Origin of the sequence: Mangrovicella endophytica (assembly GCF_002893625.1) — a bacterium.
GTDB classification, from domain to species: Bacteria; Pseudomonadota; Alphaproteobacteria; order Rhizobiales; family Rhizobiaceae; genus Mangrovicella; species Mangrovicella endophytica.
In genome coordinates this window covers 1,152,022-1,171,086 of record NZ_PKMZ01000001.1, presented here as the reverse complement: position 1 = coordinate 1,171,086, position 19,065 = coordinate 1,152,022, and the positions used below count along the sequence as shown (strand labels likewise).

Here is a 19,065-nt window from a genome sequence, read left to right as displayed (position 1 = left end):
CAGGCGGGTTTGTTACATGCCCGCAGCCGGTCGGACAGACCGGTTCGCCCGGTTGCTTTAACCGGGTCACGGCGTGCGGTCGTGGCGGAATTGGTAGACGCGCAGCGTTGAGGTCGCTGTGGGGCAACCCGTGGAAGTTCGAGTCTTCTCGACCGCACCAGCCATCTTCAAGATGCTGCTTCTGTTGAGGTTCTTTAACCTCCAGCCCGCACCGCTACCAAGGTGCGGGGATCAGACGTTCAGGCTGCATCCCCGGTAAGCTTCCCGACGAAATCTCTTGTAAGACGCCGACGGTCCTCAGTCCGAGTGTTGAGCGAAGCTGTGACGCCAGCCAGCTGGGCGGGGCGCACATTCGCGTCGGCCGCGCCGGCGAGACCAGCCTGCGGTTCGATCGGCATCCCTGATGCGATCGAGGCAGGCCGCTCCAGCCCCGGCGGCCTGAGCCGCCTGTTCGATCGACCTACGACCGCAGGCCGCGCCGGACATAGCCGGCGGAGACGCTGCGCCGGGTCTCGGCGACCAACTCGTGCTGCCGCCGCACGAGGCCGAGGATCGCGGCGCGGACATCGCCGCCCGCTGCCGTCAGGATCTGGTCGACGACATCGTCGAGGTCGCTCGTTTCGATTTTCATTGCCGCCTGCGTCATCGCTGCTCTCCTGAGTCCGCCAAGACGAAGCTCTCATGGCGCGGAGCAAGACGTCGAGTCACCGGCTCCGGAGAGTCCCGTTCTTCGACCATCACCCACAGATTTCGGTCTGGACCGCGCGTTCGGAGGTGCGTCGTTTCTCCACCACGGAGGGACGGGCCGTCAGTGCTGTCGGGATGGCCGCGTGCGGAAGGCCGACCCATCCGACCTTCCTGCGTCCGAAGCACCAGACCGGCGGCAAAAGGACGCGCCTGTCCGGTCCTCCGCACCGCTTCAGGCGCGGTGAAGACAGGAATTCCGGGGCTGAGGCGCCATGAGCCTTTCAAAGCAAAGCGGGGGCAGGCCCTCCTGCTAAACGATTGAAAGCTTCACGCAGGCTGGCCCCGGCACACTGTTCCCGAACCGAAGGAGGCAGCACTATGGATGATCTTCACAGGACCGAAGGGGCTCGTGCATTCAATCGCGGGATTGAGCGCGACCGCTGCCCTCACACGCCGGGGAGCGAGGCCTTCAAGGGTTGGATGGCCGGCTGGAACCACCAGAAGGCGGAGTTTGCGAAGCGCATGGAATACGAGCAGATGGTGATGAAGCTTTCCAAGGCGGGTTGATCGCCGGCGACCGCACCAGGCTTCGCAGCGGTTCGGCGATGCGGAACGCTGCATGCGTGATCCGGCGCCAGCGGCGCCGGACTCGAGGCAAAATCCGATCGGAGGCCATCGAGGCCCCGAACTGCGTTCTTGACCGCACATCTCCTCAAGCGACGAGAACGCCCTCGGATCAGCCGATGGAAGGCTGGTCGCTCTGCAAATGCATCGCCATCGTTCCGACGAGGTCGGCGGCTCCATAGCGGAACCGCGAGGCGTCAGTTCGTCTCGACCGAAACGCCACGCTCGCCGATGTTGAGCTCGATGCCGTCCGGCTTGGACTCTTCCCGGTAGACATAGATGCCGAGGGCGATGACGGCCACGATCAGGCCGCCGATGACGAGGTACAGCGCGTTCTTGCTCATGCAGCGGGCATAGGTGGGCGCCCGCGGCGAGTCCAGCAGCGCTTACGCTACAGCCGCTTGCGGCGCTGCACCAGAACCTCCGATGACCCGATGACGATGACGCCCAGATGTCATCATCAACACGTAAGTGGGATGGCTCCGGCGCCCGGCCAGTGGTCGACGCGCCAGGGCAACGCGGTGCTGCGCTTTGCCCGCGCCGCAAGGCTTCCACCCCGGCTGCAACTGATCTAGACCACCTCTCGCAACCCGGTGTCCAGGAGGGCTCATGGCTGAAGAACAGCTCCTGGACGAGCGCAGCGAATCCGATACGCGGCCGGAAATCTACGACGAGGACGGCGCCATCGCAGCCGGCTTCCTCACCGACGTCCGCGCGGCGATCGAGGGCGAGGATGCCGCCTTCCTGCGCGAAGAGGTCGGCCAGCTCCACGAATCGGAAATCGGCGACCTGATCGAACGCCTCGACGCCGACGAGCGTCAGGGGCTCATCCGGTTGATGGGCGACGAGTTCGACTACACCGCCCTGACCCAGATCGACGACGCGATCCGCCTCGAGATCGTCGACGCCATGCCGAACGAGCAGATCGCCGAGGCGGTCCGCGAGCTCGATTCGGACGATGCCGTCTACATTCTCGAGGATCTCGACGAGGAAGACCGCCAGGAGATCCTGGAGCGGCTGCCGTTCCGTGAGCGCGTGCGCCTGCGGCGCTCGCTGGAATATCCCGAGGAGTCGGCCGGCCGCCGCATGCAGACGGAATTCGTCGCGGTGCCGCCGTTCTGGACCGTCGGCCAGACCATCGACTACATGCGCGAGGACGAGGATCTGCCGGAGCGCTTCTCGCAGATCTTCGTCGTCGATCCCTCGTTCAAGCTGATGGGCGCCGTCGACCTCGACCAGATCTTGCGGACCAAGCGTCCCGAGAAGATCGAGGAGATCATGCATGAGACGCGCCACGCCGTTCCGGCCGTGATGGATCAGGAAGAAGCGGCGCAGATCTTCCAGCAATACGATCTTCTGTCCGCCGCCGTGGTCGACGAGAACGAGCGGCTCGTCGGCATCCTCACCATCGACGACATCGTCGACGTCCTCCAGGAAGAGGCCGAGGAGGATATCCTGCGCCTCGGCGGCGTCGGCGACGAAGAGATTTCCGACACGGTGCTGACGACCTCGCGCTCGCGCGTGCCGTGGCTGCTGGTGAACCTGCTGACGGCGTTTCTGGCGGCATCGGTCATCCAGATCTTCGACGCCACCATCCAGCAGATCGTGGCCCTCGCCGTGCTGATGCCGATCGTCGCCGGCATGGGCGGGAATGCCGGATCGCAGACGATGACCGTGACGGTGCGGGCGCTGGCGACCCGCGACCTCGACATCTACAACGCCGCTCGCATCATCCGCCGCGAGGTCGGCGTCGGCTTCATCAACGGCGTCATTTTCGCGCTGCTGATCGGGATGGTGGCCGCCTGGTGGTTCTCCAGCACGCAGATCGGCGGCATCATCGCCGCGGCGATGATCATCAACATGCTCGCCGCTGCACTCGCGGGGATCATGATCCCGCTGCTGCTGGACCGCTTCGGCGCCGACCCCGCGATCGCCTCGGCGGTCTTCGTCACGGCGGTGACGGACGTCGTCGGCTTCTTCTCGTTCCTTGGGCTGGCGACCTGGTGGTTCGGCTTCGCGCACTGAGGTCCACGCATATGCCGTCAGCTGAAAAATTGACTTTTACGTAAATCCGGCATGTGACTGTCGTCACCGACCGCCAGGGCGACGGAGACCGCATGCGCGACTATTATACGATCACCGAGCTCACCCGGGAGTTCGACATTTCGACGCGCACCATCCGCTTTTACGAGGACGAGGGGCTGATCGCCCCGATCCGGCGGGGCCGCACGCGCCTGTTCCGCCATTCGGACCGGCAGCTCCTGAAGAACATCCTGCGCGGCAAGCGGCTCGGCTTCTCCATCGCGGAGATCCGCGAGATCATGCAGATGTACAAGAATCCGCCGGGCGAGGGCGGGCAGCTGCGCACCATCGTGCGCCGGGTCGGGGAGAAGCGCCGCGAGCTGGAGCAGAAGCGCCGCGATATCGAGGAGCTGCTGCGCGAGCTGGACGCGGCCGAAGAGGCCTGCCTGACGCGCATGGCCGAGCTCGGCGTAGCGCCGCACAGCTGACCGATCGATCTCTGCCGTTCAGCGGGCGCCGAACGAGCATTCCTCGACGACCTCCCGCACCGCATCGCGGTCGGCCTCGCCCAGCGATCCGTTCATCAGCCGGTCCAGCAGCTTGCGGCTGGCGAGATCCGCCTGAGCGCAGGCGCAGTAGCGGTCGCAGAAGGCGGCATCGCGTTCCACGAGACAGGACTGCCGGCAATCCGCCTGGAAGCGCTGGATCGGGTCCGGCGGCGCGACTTGCGCGAAAGCCCAGACCAGACCAAACAGGATCGGCTGGTGCAGGAGGTAGAAGAGCAGCGTGTGGCGGCCGAGAAGGGCGGCCGGCTGCAGCCAGCGCGGCGCGGGACCGAGCGCCCGCAGCTTCTCGATCCAGCCGACCCGCTGCGCCAGCCGGGCAAAGGCGATGCCGAGCAGCACGACCCCGAACCAGGGGAGCACCGGGACGAGATCATTTGATAGCGGCTGGCGTTCGGGAAGGCCGATCCAGGCGAGCCACCGGCTGTTGGTGAGCGGCGTCGAGACGAGGAAGGGGGTGGCGATGATCGCGGCGCCGAGAAGGGCCGTGATCGGAAACGGCAGGCGGAGGAAGAGGAGGCCGACGAGGCTGGCAAAGGCGATCTGATGCAGGATGCCGAAGAAGACGAAGGCGTTCGGCGTGGTGAAGTAGGTCACCACAGTGATCGCGGCCGCGCCCGCCACGACCTGGGCGAGGCGCTTGGCGAAGGGGCGCCAGCGGATGCCGCGGGCGTGGGCGAGGACGAGACTGACGCCAACGAGGAACAGGAAGCTCGACGCAATGCCCCGGGCAAACAGCTTCCAGCCGCCATGGCCTGTCAGCCCGCGCGCGACATAGCCGAAGAATTCGAGGTCCCAGGTGAAGTGGTAGACGGCCATGGCGATCAGCGCGAGCGTGCGCGCGATGTCCAGGCTGTCGATGCGGCGGCGCACCGGCTTGAATTCGGCTGGGGACAAGGCGAGCCTCGAACTGGAAAGCGGTGGCGCCCGCCTATGTCTAGGGGAGCTGTCCCGGATCGTTGCGGGCCGCATCCATCGCACAAGAAAGGCTCGGCATGAAGATCGTAGAGGCCGGCGGCGCAGCAATTCCCTCCATCGGCCTCGGCACCTGGACCCTGAAGGGCTCCGATTGCACCGATATGGTGGCTGCCGCGATCGGCGCCGGCTACCGCCACATCGACACCGCGCGGATGTACGGCAACGAGCGCGAGGTGGGTGAGGGAATCCGCCGGAGCGGCATCGATCGCGACGCGCTGTTCGTAACGACCAAGATCTGGTGGACGGACATTGCGGCGCGCAATCTCCTCAACTCGGCGCAGGCGGCCATCGACGCGATCGGGATCGGCACAGTCGACCTCCTCCTGATCCACTGGCCCAACCAAAGGGTGCCGCTGGAAGAGTCGGTCGAAGCCCTGAACGAGGCGAAGGCTCGCGGGCTGACGCGCCATATCGGCGTGGCCAACTTCACGGGCGCGATGCTGGACGAGGCGGTCGCCATCTCGGCCGCGCCGATCGTCTGCAATCAGGTCGAGTATCACCCGTTCCTGTCGCAGGAGACGGTGCTCGATGCCTGCCGTCGCCATGCGGCGGGGCTGGTTGCCTATTCGCCGCTCGGTCGTGGCGGCGAGATTCTCAGTCATCCGGCCGTCCGTGCGGCAGCGGAGCATCACGGCCGCAGTCCGGCGCAGATCGTGCTGCGCTGGGAGATCGAGCAGGACGGCGTCGTCGCCATCCCGCGAACATCGAAGCCGGAGCGGCTGGCGGAAAATCTCGGCGTCTTCGACTTCCAGCTCGATGATGAGGAGCGGCAGGCGATCACGGCCCTCACTCAACGCCGCGAGCGGCTGGTCAATCCCGACTTCGCGCCGCATTGGGATCGCGCCTGATGGACAATGCCGACATCGGCGATCTCGCCGATACGGCGCTCGCCGGCGCGCGTTCAGCCTTCACCTACTTCCACCAGCCGTCGGCGATCATCCAGCTGCTGGTCATCGCCGCCTGCTACCTGCTGGCCTGGCTGCTCTACCGCCTGACGCACCAGCCGATCGAGGAGCAGGCGCGGCGGATAAAAGGCGCACCTGGCATCCTGCGCATCATCGTCGCGTTCCGCCGGCGGCTGCAGCTCTTCTACTTCGTGCTCCTGCTCTGGATGGTAACGGTCGTCGATCGTGTCGTCGCGGTGCGCCCGTCGCGCCTCGTCTGGATCGTTCTGGCGCTCGCGGCGGCCTATTTCGCGATCGCCGTCATCTCGCGGATCGTGCGCAACCGCCTGCTGGCACGGATCATCACGATCGTCGCCTCGGTCATGGCGGCCCTGTCGATCCTCGACCTCACCATGCCCGTCGCGACCGCGCTGGATGCGGCTGCCATCACCATCGGTTCGTCACGCATTTCCGCGCTTCTCGTGCTGAAGGCGATCGCTGTGATCGTCGTGACGCTGTGGATCGCGATGACGGTCGGCCGCTTCCTCGACCGCCGCGTCCAGCGCAGCGAGGAGCTGACGCCGACGCTGCGCGTGCTCATCGGCAAGGTGCTGAAGTTCACGCTGATCGTGGTCGGACTCGCCGTGGCACTCGCCTCGATTGGTGTCGACCTGACGGCCTTCACCGTGCTGTCCGGCGCGCTCGGCGTCGGGCTCGGCTTCGGCCTTCAGAAGGTGGTCTCGAACTTCATCTCCGGGATCATCATCCTGCTCGACCGGTCGATCAAGCCGGGCGACACGATCTCGCTCGATGACACCTTCGGCTGGATCCGCGAGCTGCATGCCCGGTATGTCTCCGTCGGCACTCGCGACGGCAAAGAGTACCTGATCCCGAACGAGGATTTCATCACCGGGCGGGTGATCAACTGGTCCTTCACCAACGAGCTGGTGCGCATCGACGTGCGCTTTCACGCCTCCTACGATTGCGATCCGCACGAGGTGATCCGCATCGCCAAGGAAGCGACGATCGGCGTCAACCGCGTGGTGACGAACAAGGGGGCGGTCTGCTGGCTGACCGGCTTCGGCGACTATGCGCTGGAATATGTCGTACGCTTCTGGATCAGCGATCCGCCGGCCGGCCTCGCCAACGTCAAGGGACAGGTGCTGCTGGCGATCTGGGATGCCTTCAAGGCCAACGGGATCACCGTTCCCTATCCGCGCCGGGAGATTACGATCCGTTCCGCACCGTCGACCACAGTGTCGAGCGGCGCCGGGATTTCGGACGTCGGGCCGGAGGCGCCGGACGACGCGGCGGCGGAGCGCGATGATGGAGGCTCCGCGACGCGTGCGCAAGGCGATCCGTCCTTGCAGCGCGGCACCGCGCCGGCGCCGGATCGCCGCTGACGTCCCTGATCTAATAGCCCATGCAAGTCACGGATATCGCTCGTGTTCTTCATTCTGTCCAAGATCGCCTGGATGCTGCTGCAGCCGCTGGTCGCCATCGCGCTGCTGGTGCTTGCCGCGCTGCTGCTGCGCCTCCTCGGCTTTCCGCGAACGAGCACCGGACTCGGCGTCGTCGCCGCCGTCTTCTTTGCCGTTGCCGTGTTCAGTCCTCTCGGCCTCCTGATGATCGCGGCGCTGGAGAACCGCTTTCCGCGGCCGTCGCTGCCCGAGCATGTGGACGGCATCGTCGTGCTCGGCGGCTCCTTCGACACGCGCGTGGCGACCACACGCTTCGAGCCGGAGCTGAACGAAGCCGGCGACCGGGTCACGTCGGCCGTGGCGCTGGCGCTGCGCTACCCGGAAGCTAAGGTGATCTTTTCAGGAGGCGTTGCGGCCGTCTTCGACGACGACGTGTCCGAGGCTGACTCGGCCGAGCAGCTGTTCAGCTCGCTCGGCCTGCCGAAGGGCCGGCTGATCCTGGAGTCGCGAGCCCGCAATACGGTGGAGAACGCGCTCTTCAGCAAGGAGCTTGGCGCAGCGAAGCCCGGCGAGACCTGGCTGCTGGTCACCTCCGCCTACCACATGCCGCGTGCCGTCGGCTGCTTCCGTACGGCCGGCTTCGACGTCGTGCCGTATCCCGTCGATTATCGGACCCCAGCCGGCGCGGCCGTCTGGCGGCCATCCACCGACACGACCCGCAACCTCGAGAAGGTGCATTTTGCCATCCGCGAGTATATCGGCCTTATGGCCTACCGGCTGACGGGGCGCACCGACGCGCTGTTCCCGGCACCGTCAGCCGAGGCGCCGTCTCCGCCATCTGCACCATCCTCCTGAACGATTGCGCTGTCGTCCTCTCCGACCGGGCCGATCCGATAGATGCCCTTCAGCGTCGCGGGATCGACGATGCGGCCCTTGCGCCGCAGCACGACGCTGCCGCTGGCGACGAGCGCCTCGGCCTCGCGGCGGATCGGCTTCATCAGGAGGCGCCAGCGCTTCTCGTCCGCTCCGGCAAGGTGCCGCGCGACCTCGGACGGGCACACGGTCTTGCCTGGGCCGCGCTCGGCGACCATGGCTTCGATCGTGGCGCGCAGAACGGCCGGCGAGGCGATGTCGTCGCTCATGAGGGTCTGCCTCCGCTGCCCGATACCGCGCGCTGCGCCGCCGAGAAGAACTGGCGGTGTGACAGGATCGCGACGACGAGCACAGTGGTCACGCCAAGGATCGCCGGTCCGAGGAACCAGCCGAGATAGGCCAGGCCGAAGAAGATCGCGCGCAGGCCCGCGTTGAAGTGCGCCGCCGCCAGCTGGTTCATCCGCACGGTCCGCTCCAGAGCCGCAGCGCTTTCCTTCGGCGTGTAGGCGGGGTCGCCACGCATCGGCACCGCGCCGAGCAGGATGGAGCAGTAGTTGAACAGGCGATAGCTCCAGCCGAACTTGAAGAAGGAGAAGGCGAAGATCACGACGAGGCCGAGGAGCTTGGTCTCCACCAGCATGCGGTTGAAGCCGCCGGTGATCGGCAGGTCCGAGGCGATCGCGGCGATGCGATCGGCAGAGCCGAGCAGGGCGAAGCAGCCGCCGATGGCGAAGATGCAAGCCGAGGCGAAGAAGGCGGTGCCCTGCTGCAGCCCGGTCAAGATCGCCGTGTCGATCATCCTGAGATCGCGCGCCTGCATGACATTCAGCCAGCGGCGGCGCTGCTCGTTCATGGCGCGGCTGAGGCCATGCCGGGCGAGACTGCTGTGATCGGTGACCCAGCTGTAGCTGATCCAGGCAGCCAGGAAGAAGCCGAGCGCCGCTGCGTCCGTAAGGCCGAAGATGCTCATGCCGCCCTGCCGTGATCCACGCGATCTTGTCGCAGACGGAAGGCCCCACCGCAACGCCGCAGCCGCTTGACGACTCCGGCCGCTGGCCGCATGGAGACGTCATGCCTCTCCACATCGTCAAGCTCTGCGTCGGCGTCGACACGGTCGACGAGTTGAAGTCCTATGTCGAAGAACGACTGGCGTCGCAACAGGCGCAGGGCCTCGTCGCCGAGCAGATCCACACGACCCGGATGATCCCGAAGCGCGTCGAGGAGATCCTTAACGGCGGCTCGCTCTACTGGGTGATCAAGGGTCAGGTGCAGGTGCGCCAGCCGATCCTCGACCTCAGGCCGTTCACGGATGGCGAGGGCATCAGGCGATGCCGTATCGTCCTCGAGCCGCGTTTCGCCTTGACCGAGTGGCAGCCGCGGCGGGCCTTCCAGGGCTGGCGCTATCTGAAGGCCGAGGAAGCACCGGCCGACAGTGACGATGGAGGTGGTGACGCAGGCCTGCCGGCGGCACTGAAGCGCGAACTCGCCGAGCTTGGCCTGTTGTAGGGCCGCCGGCGCTCAGGAGGCCGGACGCCGTAACCGTATCAGCGGAAGCGGATGCGGACCGCGATCGTGCCAGACGGCGAGGTCACGCGCAGGCGGGTGTGGGCCGTCGGCTGCGAGGAGCGCCAGGCGCGGGCGCCGTGGGAGAGGAGGAGGCCGACGAGGTCCTTCGCCTTCAGCCGCGAGCGTCCCTCGCGGTAGTCGGCGATCCGTGCCGCAGCCTGCGACAGGACATGGACGCCCCCGGCATGGGCTGGTGCGGCGGTGGCATCGACGAGGCCAAGGCGCGTTTCGACGGTCATCAGGAAGTCTCCGGACGCGGGTGCAAGTTTGATTGGTGTGGCAGCCTGACCGGCTGCCGGCCGGCGGTGCCTAGTTGGCGACCGCGTAGCAGGAATAGGAGCTCTTCTTCAGCGCGACGCAGGCGCGGTTTGCCTGCTCCTTGCTGTCGAAGCCGGCGAAGCGGGCGCGGTAAAGGTTGCCCACCGTCTCGGTGAAAGGCTGGGCACTGGCGAGCGCGGAGCCGGACTTGCGCTGCGCTTCCGCGAGCATCGCCATGGCGCCGTCCTTCGTCGGCACGGCCGCGATCTGGACGACATAAGCAGAGCTCGGAGCGGCGCTGTAGGCCGAGGCCGGCGCCGCACGCGCCACCGAACCCGTGGTGCCCGGATCGAGATCGACGCCGCCCGGGATCGAGGCTGGCGGCATCGGCGCGCCGAGCGAGCGGTTGGACACCGGACGCTGGAACTGCTGACGCAGGCTCGGCATCGCCACCGGCTCCTCCGAGACCAGCGCCGCACGCAGCGCCTGGCGACCGACGAGCGGCTTGCGGGCTGGAACCGGCATGGCGGCGACGGCACCGGCGGCACCCGAGCCATAGGCGAGGGCGACGCGCTGATCGATGTCCTCTTCGGAGGCGGCCCGGAAGTCCGGCACCGGGCCGCGCTTCGGCAGATCGACGGATGCCATGGTCACGCGTGGTGTCGTGGCTTCCGGGCGGCTGGCGATGAGCGGCTCGCCGGCCGCGCGGCCGCTGGCCTGCGGCAGGTACTTGGTGACCAGCTTGACCATCTCGTCATCGCGCGACTTGGCAGTCGCGCCGCCCATCACGACGCCGACCAGCTTCTTGTTGCCGGTCGCGACGGACGTCACGAGGTTGAAGCCGGAGGCGTTGATGTAGCCGGTCTTGATGCCGTCGGCGCCTTCGACGCGGCGCAGCACGCGATTGTGGTTGCCGATCACCTGCCCACGGAAGTTGAAGGACCGCGTGCTGAAGTACTTGTACTGGCTCGGGAAATGTTCGCGCAGCGCAATGCCGAGCGTGGCCATGTCGCGAGCGGTCGTCTTCTGCGCCGGGTTGGGCAGACCGTTGGCGTTGCGGAAGGTCGTCTTGGACATGCCGAGGCGGCGTGCCTTAGCTGTCATCATCTCGGCGAAACGCTCCTCCGAGCCGCCGATATGCTCGGCGATCACCGCCGCAGCGTCGTTGGCGGACTTGGTGACGAGGCCGAGGATCGCTTCCTCCGCGGTGAGCGAGCTGCCCGGCCGCAGCCCGAGCTTCGAAGGCGCGCGGGTCGAGGCGTAGGAGGAGACCTTCATCGGCGTCGACAGGCTCATGCGGCCGTTCTGGATCTGCTCGAACAGCATGTAGAGCGTCATCATCTTCGTGAGCGACGCCGGATAGCGGTAGTCGTCGGCGTTGCGGGCGTAGAGAACATTGCCGTTATTGGCGTCGATGACGAAGGCGGCGTAGCGCTCGGGCGCTGCCTGCGCCGCCGGGGCCTGCATCAGGATCGTCGCGCCGAGTGCGGCGGCACCGGCGGTGCGGGTGACGCTGACGGCAATGCTCTTGAAGCCTTCGAATGACTGACGCACGGCAACTCTCTCGCTCAAGATCGGGACGGGGATCAGCGCCTGCCGAGAGAGCCCATCACGAACTGCGATCCCGGAGCCGCCATGATCCCGGCGGTTGATGCGAGACTAGGCCGGGGCGCTTACCAATCCGTTTATGGTTGCCGAACTCTTCCGCCTTCGTGACAAAAACGCTGCAATCCCAATGGTCTTGACGCTGGGTCACGCCGTGCGCTTGTAAACTTTTGTGCAGTGCAATATATTTGCTGTGCGCTGCGACGAGATCGGCAGCTGCCACAAACAAAGCTCGATGGGAGATACGCGATGAACATCTACGAAGAGGCCGGAAAGGCCGGCAAGGATGCCATGGACAACGCGCTTCGTTCGCTGTCCGCGATGAGCCTCGGCTTCCAGCAGCTCGCGGCCGAGACCAGCGACTTCACCAAGCGCTCCTACGAGCAGTCCTCGCAGGCTTTCGGTCAGCTCGCGCAGGTGCGCAGCCTCGAAAAGGCCGTCGAGCTGCAGAACGAATTCGCCAAGTCCGCCTATCAGGCCTGGGTGTCGCAGGCCACGAAGGTCGGCGAGATCTGCTCCGACATGGCGCGCGAGAGCTACAAGCCTTTCGAGACGGCGCTCGAACGCGCCGCAAGCTTCGGCAAGACGGCCGCCGCGAAGACCGCCGACGAGGCGCAGCAGGCCGCTGCCTGACACGGCTTGCAGCCTGAGCCAGCGCGACCCACATGATGCGACGAAGGCCCGGTTGATGCCGGGCCTTTTTCGTTTCCGCAGCACGGCTCCGAGACAATAGCTGGACGGCGGTGACTCTGATGCGTCAGGATGCCGCGACGCAACCGCCGAGTCCCTGCCGTTTACGATGCCGAAGACCGGCAATCCGCTTTGCCGATCCGCTTCGGCGCCTTAAATTGGGCGGCTGCGATCCTACATATCGAGCAATGACGAGGTGGCGGCATTGACTGACAGAAGACCCTCGACGCCATCTGCGGGCGCTCCGGCGCGCGGGCAGGCGGGGAAGGGTCCGGGGAATGGGGTGGACCGCGGTACGTCGGTCATCACCCGGACCAAGCCGAAGACAAAGAAGCCGAACCTTTACAGGGTCCTGCTTCTGAACGACGATTACACTCCGATGGAGTTCGTCATCCACGTGCTCGAGCGGTTCTTCCAGAAGGATCGCGAAGCGGCCACCAGGATCATGCTGCATGTGCACAACCACGGTGTGGGGGAGTGCGGGGTCTACACCTACGAGGTCGCCGAGACCAAGGTGACGCAGGTCATGGATTTCGCCCGTCAGCACCAGCATCCGCTGCAATGCGTGATGGAAAAGAATTGAGGTGAAGCTTGCCGACATTTTCGCAAAGCCTGGAAAAGTCGCTGCATCAGGCCCTGACCTTCGCCAATGAGCGGCATCAGGAATTCGCGACGCTAGAGCACCTGCTGCTGGCGCTCCTGGAAGACAAGGACGCAGCAGCCGTGATGAAGGGCTGCAGCGTGGATCTCGATGCGCTGCGCGGCAGCCTGACCGAGTATATCGACAGCGAGCTCGCCAACCTCGTGACGGGGCATGACGACGACTCCAAGCCGACGGCCGGCTTCCACCGCGTCATCCAGCGCGCCGTCATCCACGTCCAGTCGTCCGGCCGCGAAGAGGTGACGGGCGCCAACGTTCTCGTCGCCATCTTCGCCGAACGCGAAAGTCATGCCGCCTTCTTCCTGCAGGAGCAGGAGATGACGCGCTATGACGCCGTCAATTTCATCGCTCATGGTATCTCAAAGCGTCCCGGCGGCTCGGAGAGCCGTCCCGTCCGCGGCGCTGCCGAAGAGGAGCAATCGACGCTGGGTACCGACGAGGAGGGGCGGCGTAAGAACGCCCAGGATGCGCTGACCGCTTACTGCGTCGATCTCAACGAGAAGGCGCGCAACGGCCGGATCGACCCCCTGATCGGGCGGGCCGAGGAGATCAACCGCACCATCCAGGTGCTCTGCCGGCGGTCGAAGAACAATCCGCTCTATGTCGGTGATCCCGGCGTGGGCAAGACGGCGATCGCCGAGGGCCTGGCCAAGCGCATCGTCGAGGGCGACGTTCCGGAAGTGCTGGCGGACGCCACCATCTTCTCCCTCGACATGGGCACGCTGCTGGCCGGCACGCGCTATCGCGGCGACTTCGAGGAGCGGCTGAAGCAGGTGGTCAAGGAGCTCGAGGAGTTCCCCGGCGCCGTCCTCTTCATCGACGAGATCCACACGGTGATCGGTGCCGGCGCCACTTCGGGCGGGGCGATGGATGCTTCCAACCTCCTGAAGCCGGCGCTGTCATCCGGGGCGATCCGCTGCATCGGCTCGACCACCTACAAGGAATACCGCCAGTTCTTTGAGAAGGACCGGGCGCTCGTCCGCCGCTTCCAGAAGATCGACGTCAAGGAGCCGAGCATCGAGGATGCCGTCTCGATCCTGAAGGGGCTGAAGCCTTATTTCGAGGACTTCCACCACGTGAAGTTCACCAATGAGGCGATCCGCTCGGCGGTCGAGCTGTCGGCGCGCTACATCAACGACCGCAAGCTGCCGGACAAGGCGATCGACGTGATCGACGAGACCGGTGCGTCGCAGATGCTGCTACCGGAAGGGCGCCGCAAGAAGCAGATCGGCATCCGTGAGATCGAGGCGACCGTCGCAACCATGGCGCGGATTCCGCCGAAGTCGGTCTCTAAGGACGACGAGGCGGTGCTCGCCAATCTCGACCAGCAGCTGAAGCGCGTCGTCTACGGACAGGATGCGGCGATCGAGGCGCTGGCCTCGGCGATCAAGCTGTCGCGGGCAGGCCTTCGCGAGCCGGAGAAGCCGATCGGCTCCTACCTGTTCTCCGGTCCGACCGGCGTCGGCAAGACCGAGGTCGCCAAGCAGCTTGCTTCAACGCTCGGCGTCGAGCTCCTGCGCTTCGACATGTCGGAATACATGGAGCGGCATACCGTCTCGCGGCTGATCGGCGCGCCTCCGGGCTATGTCGGTTTCGACCAGGGCGGCCTCCTGACCGATGGCGTCGACCAGCATCCGCATTGCGTGCTGCTGCTCGACGAGATCGAGAAGGCGCATCCGGACCTGTTCAACATCCTCCTGCAGGTCATGGACCACGGGAAGCTGACGGATCACAACGGCAAGCGCATCGACTTCCGCAACGTCATCCTGATCATGACGACGAATGCGGGTGCGTCCGAGATGGCCAGGGCCGCGATCGGCTTCGGCTCGTCCAAGCGGACCGGTGCCGATGAGGAGGCGATCAACCGCCTGTTCACGCCGGAGTTCCGCAACCGCCTGGATGCGATCATTCCGTTCGGCGGCCTGCCGACCCCGGTGATCCACCAGGTGGTGGAGAAGTTCGTGATGCAGCTCGAGGCTCAGCTCTCAGAGCGCGGCGTCACCTTCGATCTTGCGCCGGAGGCGGTCGCCTGGCTCGCGGACAAGGGCTATGACGAGCACATGGGTGCGCGTCCGCTCGGCCGGGTTATTCAGGAATACATCAAGAAGCCGCTCGCCGACGAGGTTCTGTTCGGCAAGCTGAAGAAGGGCGGCACGGTGAAGGTCACCGTGGGCGAGGACGAGACCGGCGCCAAGAAGCTGGTGCTCGAAGCGATCGCCGACGAAGTGCCAGCCAAGGCGGGCCGGGACGTCGAGGCGAAAGCCAAGCGCCGCGCCAAGGTGACGCCGGACGGCGAGGAGATCGAGGACGAGGAGCCCGAGGAGATCGAGGACGACGAGGAGACGGTCGCAGCCGCTCCTGCCGCGCCGGCCGCCTCCAAGCGCTCCGGTACGGTCCCGAAGGTACCGCGCAAACCGTCCTGATCATCACGCCAGGCGATCGAGAAGGCCGTCCCTCGGGGCGGCCTTTTCTTTGACGCCTGCAGCCCCCGGTGCTTGCTTCACCGGCGCTGCGCAGGCAGCCGGCTTTCGGCACTCGCATTCCGCCGCCGCACGCGATACCGAGACGCATGCGCTCTCGTGATCCAAGCCAAGCCGAATGAGTCCGAACCACGCGGCCGATGCCGATGCGTCGGGTGATGCTCGCTACTGGGCGCTGCAGGGACTGAAGGGGCTCTTCAGTGTACCGGCGCTGATCCTGATGACCGCCCATGTCGGCTTTGCGGGTCTGGCGCGGGGCGCCGGAATCGACTGGATGGAAGCGACCTTCATGGTGGCGACCATCTGGGCCCTGCCGGCAAACATCGTGCTGATCGGCGCGGTCACCGCCGGCACGTCGCTGGCCGGCACGGCGCTGGCGGTGGCGCTCTCATCGCTGCGCCTGATGCCGATGGTGGTGGCGCTGATGCCGGAACTGCGCGGCGCACGTACCCGCACGCTGCTGTTCCTGTCCCATTTCGTCGCGGTGACGGGGTGGGTGTTCGCGATGCGGACATTGCATGAGGTGCCGCGGCGCCATCGAACCGTCTATTTCGGCGCCTTCGGTGGCTCGCTTTGCCTCATCAATGCGGTGATCGTCGCGATCGCCTTCAATCTGCTGAGTCAGCTGCCCGCACTGGCGACCGGAGCACTGGCCTTCCTGACGCCGGTCTATTTCCTCTGCTCGCTCTACGGCTCGGCGCGCGAGCCGTCCGGACGGATCGGCCTCTTCACCGGGATGGCGGCACTTCCAGTCGCCAACTGGCTTGATCCTTCCAGCGACATCCTCGTGGCCGGGCTGGCCGGCGGGATCATCGCCTATGTGGCCGGACGGATCGTCGAAACGCGAGTCGGCGCCTGATGTCGCCGCTTGGCTATCACGATATCGCGGCCGCCTGGTGGCCTTACGCCTTCATCCTGCTGGCCGGATTTCTGCCGACCGATGTCTGGCGCTGGCTGGGCGTTCTCTTTGCCGGGCGCGTCTCCGAGACGTCGCAGGCGATCGCCTTCGCCCGGGCCATCGCGACGTCGCTGGTAGCCGCGGTCATCGCGCGCCTCGTGCTGGTACCGGACGGGCCGCTCGCGGCGGTCCCGACGATCGCCCGGATCGCAGCTCTGGCCATCGGGTTCGCCGTCTATCTGCTCGCGGGCAAACGGATCATCGCCGGCATCCTCGTTGCCGAGGCGATCCTCGTCGGTGCTGCCTTCGCGTTCACCTGAAGGATCAGGAAACCCGCAATGCCGCGCGGATGAGGTCCGCCTGCTCCTTCAAGACAGCCGGGTCGGCCATGCCGCCCTCATGCGGGCGCAGCGGCACGCCGTCATAGCGCGGGATGACGTGGACATGGAGGTGAAACACGGTCTGTCCGGCCGGCGCCTCGTTGAACTGCATGATCACCACGCCGTCCGCCTCGAAGGCGCTCTTCACAGCTCGCGCCATCCGGGCAACGCGCGGCGCCAGGGCAATGAGCGTCTCGTCCGACGCGTCGAGGAGGTTGCGCGACGGCGCCTTCGGGATGACGAGGCAGTGGCCGCGCGACTGCGGCATGACATCCATGATCGCGATGGCGACGTCGTCCTCGAAGAGCTTTTCGCTCGGGATCTCGCCGCGCAGGATTCTGGCGAAGATGTTGCCGTCGTCGTAGCTCGTCATCGCCGTCTCCTTCGCGAATCTTTTTGACGGCGCGACCGTAGCCGATCGTGCTGGCGGGCGCAGCAGCGTCGCCGCGGTTCAGTCCGCCTCGGCGGGCGGCTCGCTCTTGCGGAAGGGCGTGTGCTCGGACAGCTCCTCCTGCATCGCCTCGACGCTCTCACGCTCCCGTTCGAGGTAGTCGGCGATCGCCTCGCGCAGGCCCTGATGGGCGATGAAATGTGCCGAGTGGGTCGTCACCGGCTCGTAGCCGCGTGCCAGCTTGTGCTCGCCCTGCGCTCCGGCCTCCACCACGGTCAGCCCCCGCTCGATCGCGAAGTCGATCGCCTGGTGATAACAGACCTCGAAGTGAAGGTAGGGATGGTCCTCGATGCAGCCCCAGTTGCGGCCGTAGAGCCGGTCGGCACCGATGAAGTTCAACGCGCCGGCGATGTAGCGGCCCTCGCGCCTCGCCATGACGAGCAGGATGCGGTCGGCCATCCGCTCACCGATGAGGCTGAAGAAGGTGCGGTTGAGGTAGGGACGGCCCCATTTCCGCCCGCCCGTATCCATGTAGAAGGCGAAGAAGGCGTCCCAGGCGGCTTCGGTGATGTCGCGCCCGGTCAGCCGCTCGATCGTGATGCCGTTCGCTAAGGCCTCGCGGCGCTCCTTCTTCAGCGCCTTGCGCTTGCGGGAGGCGAGCGTCCCCAGAAAGTCGTCGTAGCTGCCATAGCCCCGGTTGCGGAAATGGAACTGCTGATCGGTCCGATGGAGATAGCCGCTCTCCTCGAGGATCATGCGGTCTTCCTCATCGAGGAAGGTCGCATGCGCCGATGAGATGCCGGTCTGCCGCACATATGCTTTAACGCCATCGGCGAGCGCCGCCCGCAGCGTCTCGGCATAGGGACTGCTTCCCACGAGGAGGCGCGGCCCTGTCGCCGGCGTAAAGGGCACCGACAGCTGCAGCTTGGGATAATAGCGCCCGCCGGCCCGCTCGAAGGCGTCCGCCCAGCCATGATCGAAGACGTATTCGCCCTGGCTGTTGCCCTTCAGATAGGCGGGTGCCACCGCCAGGACCTGACCGTGATCATCCTCGACGGCAAGGTGCTGCGGCAGCCATCCGGATTTCCGCCCGACACAGCCGCTGTCTTCAAGCGCGCCGAGAAAGGCATGCGAGACGAAGGGGTTAGCCGTGCGTCCTGAAGTTCCTCCTGCGGACGCGGCAGATGTTCCGCAGTCGGCGAGCCGGTCCCAAGTCGCCGGCTCGATCGTGCCGATGCCGGCATAGACGCGGATCGAAACCGCGGTATCGCCGTCCAGGGGCGGCTGCGATGTCGTGTCGGAACGCTGATCCATCATCGACACAAGTGTTCCCGCGCGGCGATTGTTGCAAGCGCTCAGCTCTGCGGCAGAAAGCCCTCGAAGGTGATCTGGTCGGCTAAAGCGGCGCTCCGACGTTGATCGGCCGGCGAGCGTACCGTCCAGCTGATCACCGGGTCCCGCCTCTCATTCCTCACATAGCGCACGAAGTCGTTGTCGAGGTGGTCGACATTGTAGGAGGTGAAGGCGCAGCCCCGATCATAGATCGCGCGGTGGCGATCGAGCACCGCCGGCTCGGTGCCTTCGGCGGTCAGCCCGACCGGCCAGGGACCGTCGGCCTGCAGCGCCTGGTCGATCAGCCATTCATCAAAGGACATGAGCGCGAGCCGACCGCGGTACGGTTCGATCATCGGCAGGAGGCGGGCGAGGTAGTCGCCGTCCTTGTCTGCACCCACGCCCTTCAGCTCCATCACCACGGGAACGCGACCGTCGATCAGTCGCAGGAACTCGGCAACGGTCGGCATTGCCTGGTCGGTGCCGACGAGGCGTAGGGCGCCAAGTCGTCGATCGTCCGCGTCGCGGAACGCGCCATCGGTCCGGGCCAGACGGTCGAGCGTGTCGTCATGGAAGATGTATGGCGTCCCGCCGGACGAGAGCTGGACGTCGCATTCGATCGGATACCCCGCCTCGATCGCCGCCCTGGCTGCGGCAAGCGAGTTCTCAGGGACGGAGACGTTGCCGTCATGCAGCCCGCGATGCGCGATGGGCCGCCTCGTCAGCCAGGCGAGATCATTGCCGTAAGGCAT

22 protein-coding genes and 1 tRNA gene are annotated in these 19,065 nt (G+C 66.1%); 13 read left to right on the top strand and 10 right to left on the bottom strand.

Annotated elements, in window-relative coordinates; genetic code table 11:
- Positions 1 to 75 precede the first annotated feature (75 nt).
- Positions 76 to 160: transfer RNA gene (locus C0R46_RS05355), tRNA-Leu, on the top strand.
- A gap of 300 nt (positions 161 to 460) precedes the next feature.
- On the opposite strand, the gene C0R46_RS05350 is transcribed toward C0R46_RS05355, so the two are convergent.
- Positions 461 to 646, bottom strand: a complete 186-nt coding sequence (locus C0R46_RS05350) for a hypothetical protein (RefSeq protein ID WP_102958488.1) — start codon at positions 644 to 646, stop codon at positions 461 to 463.
- A 419-nt stretch (positions 647 to 1,065) separates the two neighbouring features.
- Between C0R46_RS05350 and C0R46_RS05345 the strand changes: the two genes are divergently transcribed.
- A complete protein-coding gene (locus C0R46_RS05345; protein ID WP_102958487.1) occupies positions 1,066 to 1,254 on the top strand; it encodes a hypothetical protein in 189 nt (62 codons plus the stop codon).
- Between the two features lie 254 nt (positions 1,255 to 1,508).
- Here C0R46_RS05345 and C0R46_RS20920 read toward each other — a convergent pair whose 3' ends face one another.
- Positions 1,509 to 1,655, bottom strand: coding sequence for a hypothetical protein (locus C0R46_RS20920; RefSeq protein ID WP_198598233.1), 147 nt, complete (start codon positions 1,653 to 1,655; stop codon positions 1,509 to 1,511).
- A 265-nt stretch (positions 1,656 to 1,920) separates the two neighbouring features.
- Between C0R46_RS20920 and mgtE the strand changes: the two genes are divergently transcribed.
- Complete coding sequence (gene mgtE, locus C0R46_RS05340) at positions 1,921 to 3,336, top strand: magnesium transporter (protein ID WP_102958486.1); 1,416 nt, start codon at positions 1,921 to 1,923, stop codon at positions 3,334 to 3,336.
- Positions 3,337 to 3,428: 92 nt separating this feature from the next.
- Positions 3,429 to 3,821 carry a MerR family transcriptional regulator gene (locus C0R46_RS05335; protein ID WP_102958485.1) on the top strand — a complete coding sequence of 131 codons (393 nt, stop codon included), beginning with the start codon at positions 3,429 to 3,431 and terminating at the stop codon, positions 3,819 to 3,821.
- An 18-nt stretch (positions 3,822 to 3,839) separates the two neighbouring features.
- Here the strand turns inward: C0R46_RS05335 and C0R46_RS05330 are convergent, their stop codons facing one another.
- Complete coding sequence (locus C0R46_RS05330; RefSeq protein WP_245413410.1) at positions 3,840 to 4,793, bottom strand: heparan-alpha-glucosaminide N-acetyltransferase; 954 nt, start codon at positions 4,791 to 4,793, stop codon at positions 3,840 to 3,842.
- A 98-nt stretch (positions 4,794 to 4,891) separates the two neighbouring features.
- On the opposite strand from C0R46_RS05330, the gene C0R46_RS05325 reads away from it, so the two are divergent.
- The 3 genes from C0R46_RS05325 to C0R46_RS05315 are packed head-to-tail and all read left to right on the top strand — an operon-like array spanning position 4,892 to position 8,034.
- Positions 4,892 to 5,722: an aldo/keto reductase gene (locus tag C0R46_RS05325; RefSeq protein WP_102958483.1), complete on the top strand. Its 831-nt coding sequence runs from the start codon at positions 4,892 to 4,894 to the stop codon at positions 5,720 to 5,722.
- Complete coding sequence (locus tag C0R46_RS05320; RefSeq protein ID WP_102958482.1) at positions 5,722 to 7,161, top strand: mechanosensitive ion channel family protein; 1,440 nt, start codon at positions 5,722 to 5,724, stop codon at positions 7,159 to 7,161. Before C0R46_RS05325 ends, C0R46_RS05320 begins: the two co-directional genes overlap by 1 nt.
- A gap of 42 nt (positions 7,162 to 7,203) precedes the next feature.
- Entirely contained in the window at positions 7,204 to 8,034 is an 831-nt protein-coding gene (locus C0R46_RS05315) for a YdcF family protein (protein WP_102958481.1), read from the top strand.
- On the opposite strand, the gene C0R46_RS05310 is transcribed toward C0R46_RS05315, so the two are convergent.
- Both C0R46_RS05310 and C0R46_RS05305 read right to left on the bottom strand, forming a co-directional pair.
- The gene (locus tag C0R46_RS05310; protein WP_102958480.1) at positions 7,950 to 8,321 is read right to left on the bottom strand and encodes a DUF3253 domain-containing protein; all 372 of its coding nucleotides are present in this window, start codon (positions 8,319 to 8,321) and stop codon (positions 7,950 to 7,952) included. The genes C0R46_RS05315 and C0R46_RS05310 overlap by 85 nt on opposite strands.
- Complete coding sequence (locus tag C0R46_RS05305) at positions 8,318 to 9,022, bottom strand: DUF599 domain-containing protein (protein WP_102958479.1); 705 nt, start codon at positions 9,020 to 9,022, stop codon at positions 8,318 to 8,320. The genes C0R46_RS05310 and C0R46_RS05305 overlap by 4 nt, the downstream gene beginning before the upstream one ends.
- 101 nt (positions 9,023 to 9,123) lie before the next feature.
- On the opposite strand from C0R46_RS05305, the gene C0R46_RS05300 reads away from it, so the two are divergent.
- Entirely contained in the window at positions 9,124 to 9,558 is a 435-nt protein-coding gene (locus C0R46_RS05300; RefSeq protein ID WP_102958629.1) for a DUF1489 family protein, read from the top strand.
- Between the two features lie 38 nt (positions 9,559 to 9,596).
- On the opposite strand, the gene C0R46_RS05295 is transcribed toward C0R46_RS05300, so the two are convergent.
- Together C0R46_RS05295 and C0R46_RS05290 are read right to left on the bottom strand one after the other, a co-directional pair.
- Positions 9,597 to 9,857 (bottom strand): hypothetical protein, encoded by a 261-nt coding sequence (locus C0R46_RS05295; RefSeq protein ID WP_102958478.1) that lies wholly within the window; start codon positions 9,855 to 9,857, stop codon positions 9,597 to 9,599.
- A 70-nt stretch (positions 9,858 to 9,927) separates the two neighbouring features.
- On the bottom strand, positions 9,928 to 11,430 hold the full coding sequence (locus C0R46_RS05290) for a D-alanyl-D-alanine carboxypeptidase (RefSeq protein ID WP_245413409.1): 1,503 nt from the start codon (positions 11,428 to 11,430) through the stop codon (positions 9,928 to 9,930).
- A gap of 300 nt (positions 11,431 to 11,730) precedes the next feature.
- Here C0R46_RS05290 and C0R46_RS05285 point away from each other — a divergent pair, with 300 nt between their 5' ends.
- The 5 genes from C0R46_RS05285 to C0R46_RS05265 all read left to right on the top strand — a co-directional run bounded on the left by C0R46_RS05285 (position 11,731) and on the right by C0R46_RS05265 (position 16,530).
- A complete protein-coding gene (locus tag C0R46_RS05285; RefSeq protein WP_102958477.1) occupies positions 11,731 to 12,114 on the top strand; it encodes a phasin family protein in 384 nt (127 codons plus the stop codon).
- A gap of 340 nt (positions 12,115 to 12,454) precedes the next feature.
- Complete coding sequence (gene clpS / locus C0R46_RS05280; RefSeq protein WP_114348371.1) at positions 12,455 to 12,754, top strand: ATP-dependent Clp protease adapter ClpS; 300 nt, start codon at positions 12,455 to 12,457, stop codon at positions 12,752 to 12,754.
- A gap of 8 nt (positions 12,755 to 12,762) precedes the next feature.
- Positions 12,763 to 15,255 (top strand): ATP-dependent Clp protease ATP-binding subunit ClpA, encoded by a 2,493-nt coding sequence (gene clpA, locus C0R46_RS05275; protein ID WP_102958475.1) that lies wholly within the window; start codon positions 12,763 to 12,765, stop codon positions 15,253 to 15,255.
- Positions 15,256 to 15,430: 175 nt separating this feature from the next.
- Entirely contained in the window at positions 15,431 to 16,171 is a 741-nt protein-coding gene (locus tag C0R46_RS05270; RefSeq protein ID WP_102958474.1) for an AzlC family ABC transporter permease, read from the top strand.
- The gene (locus tag C0R46_RS05265) at positions 16,171 to 16,530 is read left to right on the top strand and encodes an AzlD domain-containing protein (RefSeq protein ID WP_102958473.1); all 360 of its coding nucleotides are present in this window, start codon (positions 16,171 to 16,173) and stop codon (positions 16,528 to 16,530) included. The genes C0R46_RS05270 and C0R46_RS05265 overlap by 1 nt, the downstream gene beginning before the upstream one ends.
- 4 nt (positions 16,531 to 16,534) lie before the next feature.
- Here the strand turns inward: C0R46_RS05265 and C0R46_RS05260 are convergent, their stop codons facing one another.
- The 3 genes from C0R46_RS05260 to C0R46_RS05250 form a co-directional block, all read right to left on the bottom strand.
- Positions 16,535 to 16,963: an HIT family protein gene (locus C0R46_RS05260; protein ID WP_102958472.1), complete on the bottom strand. Its 429-nt coding sequence runs from the start codon at positions 16,961 to 16,963 to the stop codon at positions 16,535 to 16,537.
- 78 nt (positions 16,964 to 17,041) lie between these two features.
- Positions 17,042 to 18,295 (bottom strand): GNAT family N-acetyltransferase, encoded by a 1,254-nt coding sequence (locus C0R46_RS05255; RefSeq protein WP_102958627.1) that lies wholly within the window; start codon positions 18,293 to 18,295, stop codon positions 17,042 to 17,044.
- A gap of 41 nt (positions 18,296 to 18,336) precedes the next feature.
- Positions 18,337 to 19,065, bottom strand: coding sequence for a glycerophosphodiester phosphodiesterase family protein (locus C0R46_RS05250; protein ID WP_102958471.1), 729 nt, complete (start codon positions 19,063 to 19,065; stop codon positions 18,337 to 18,339).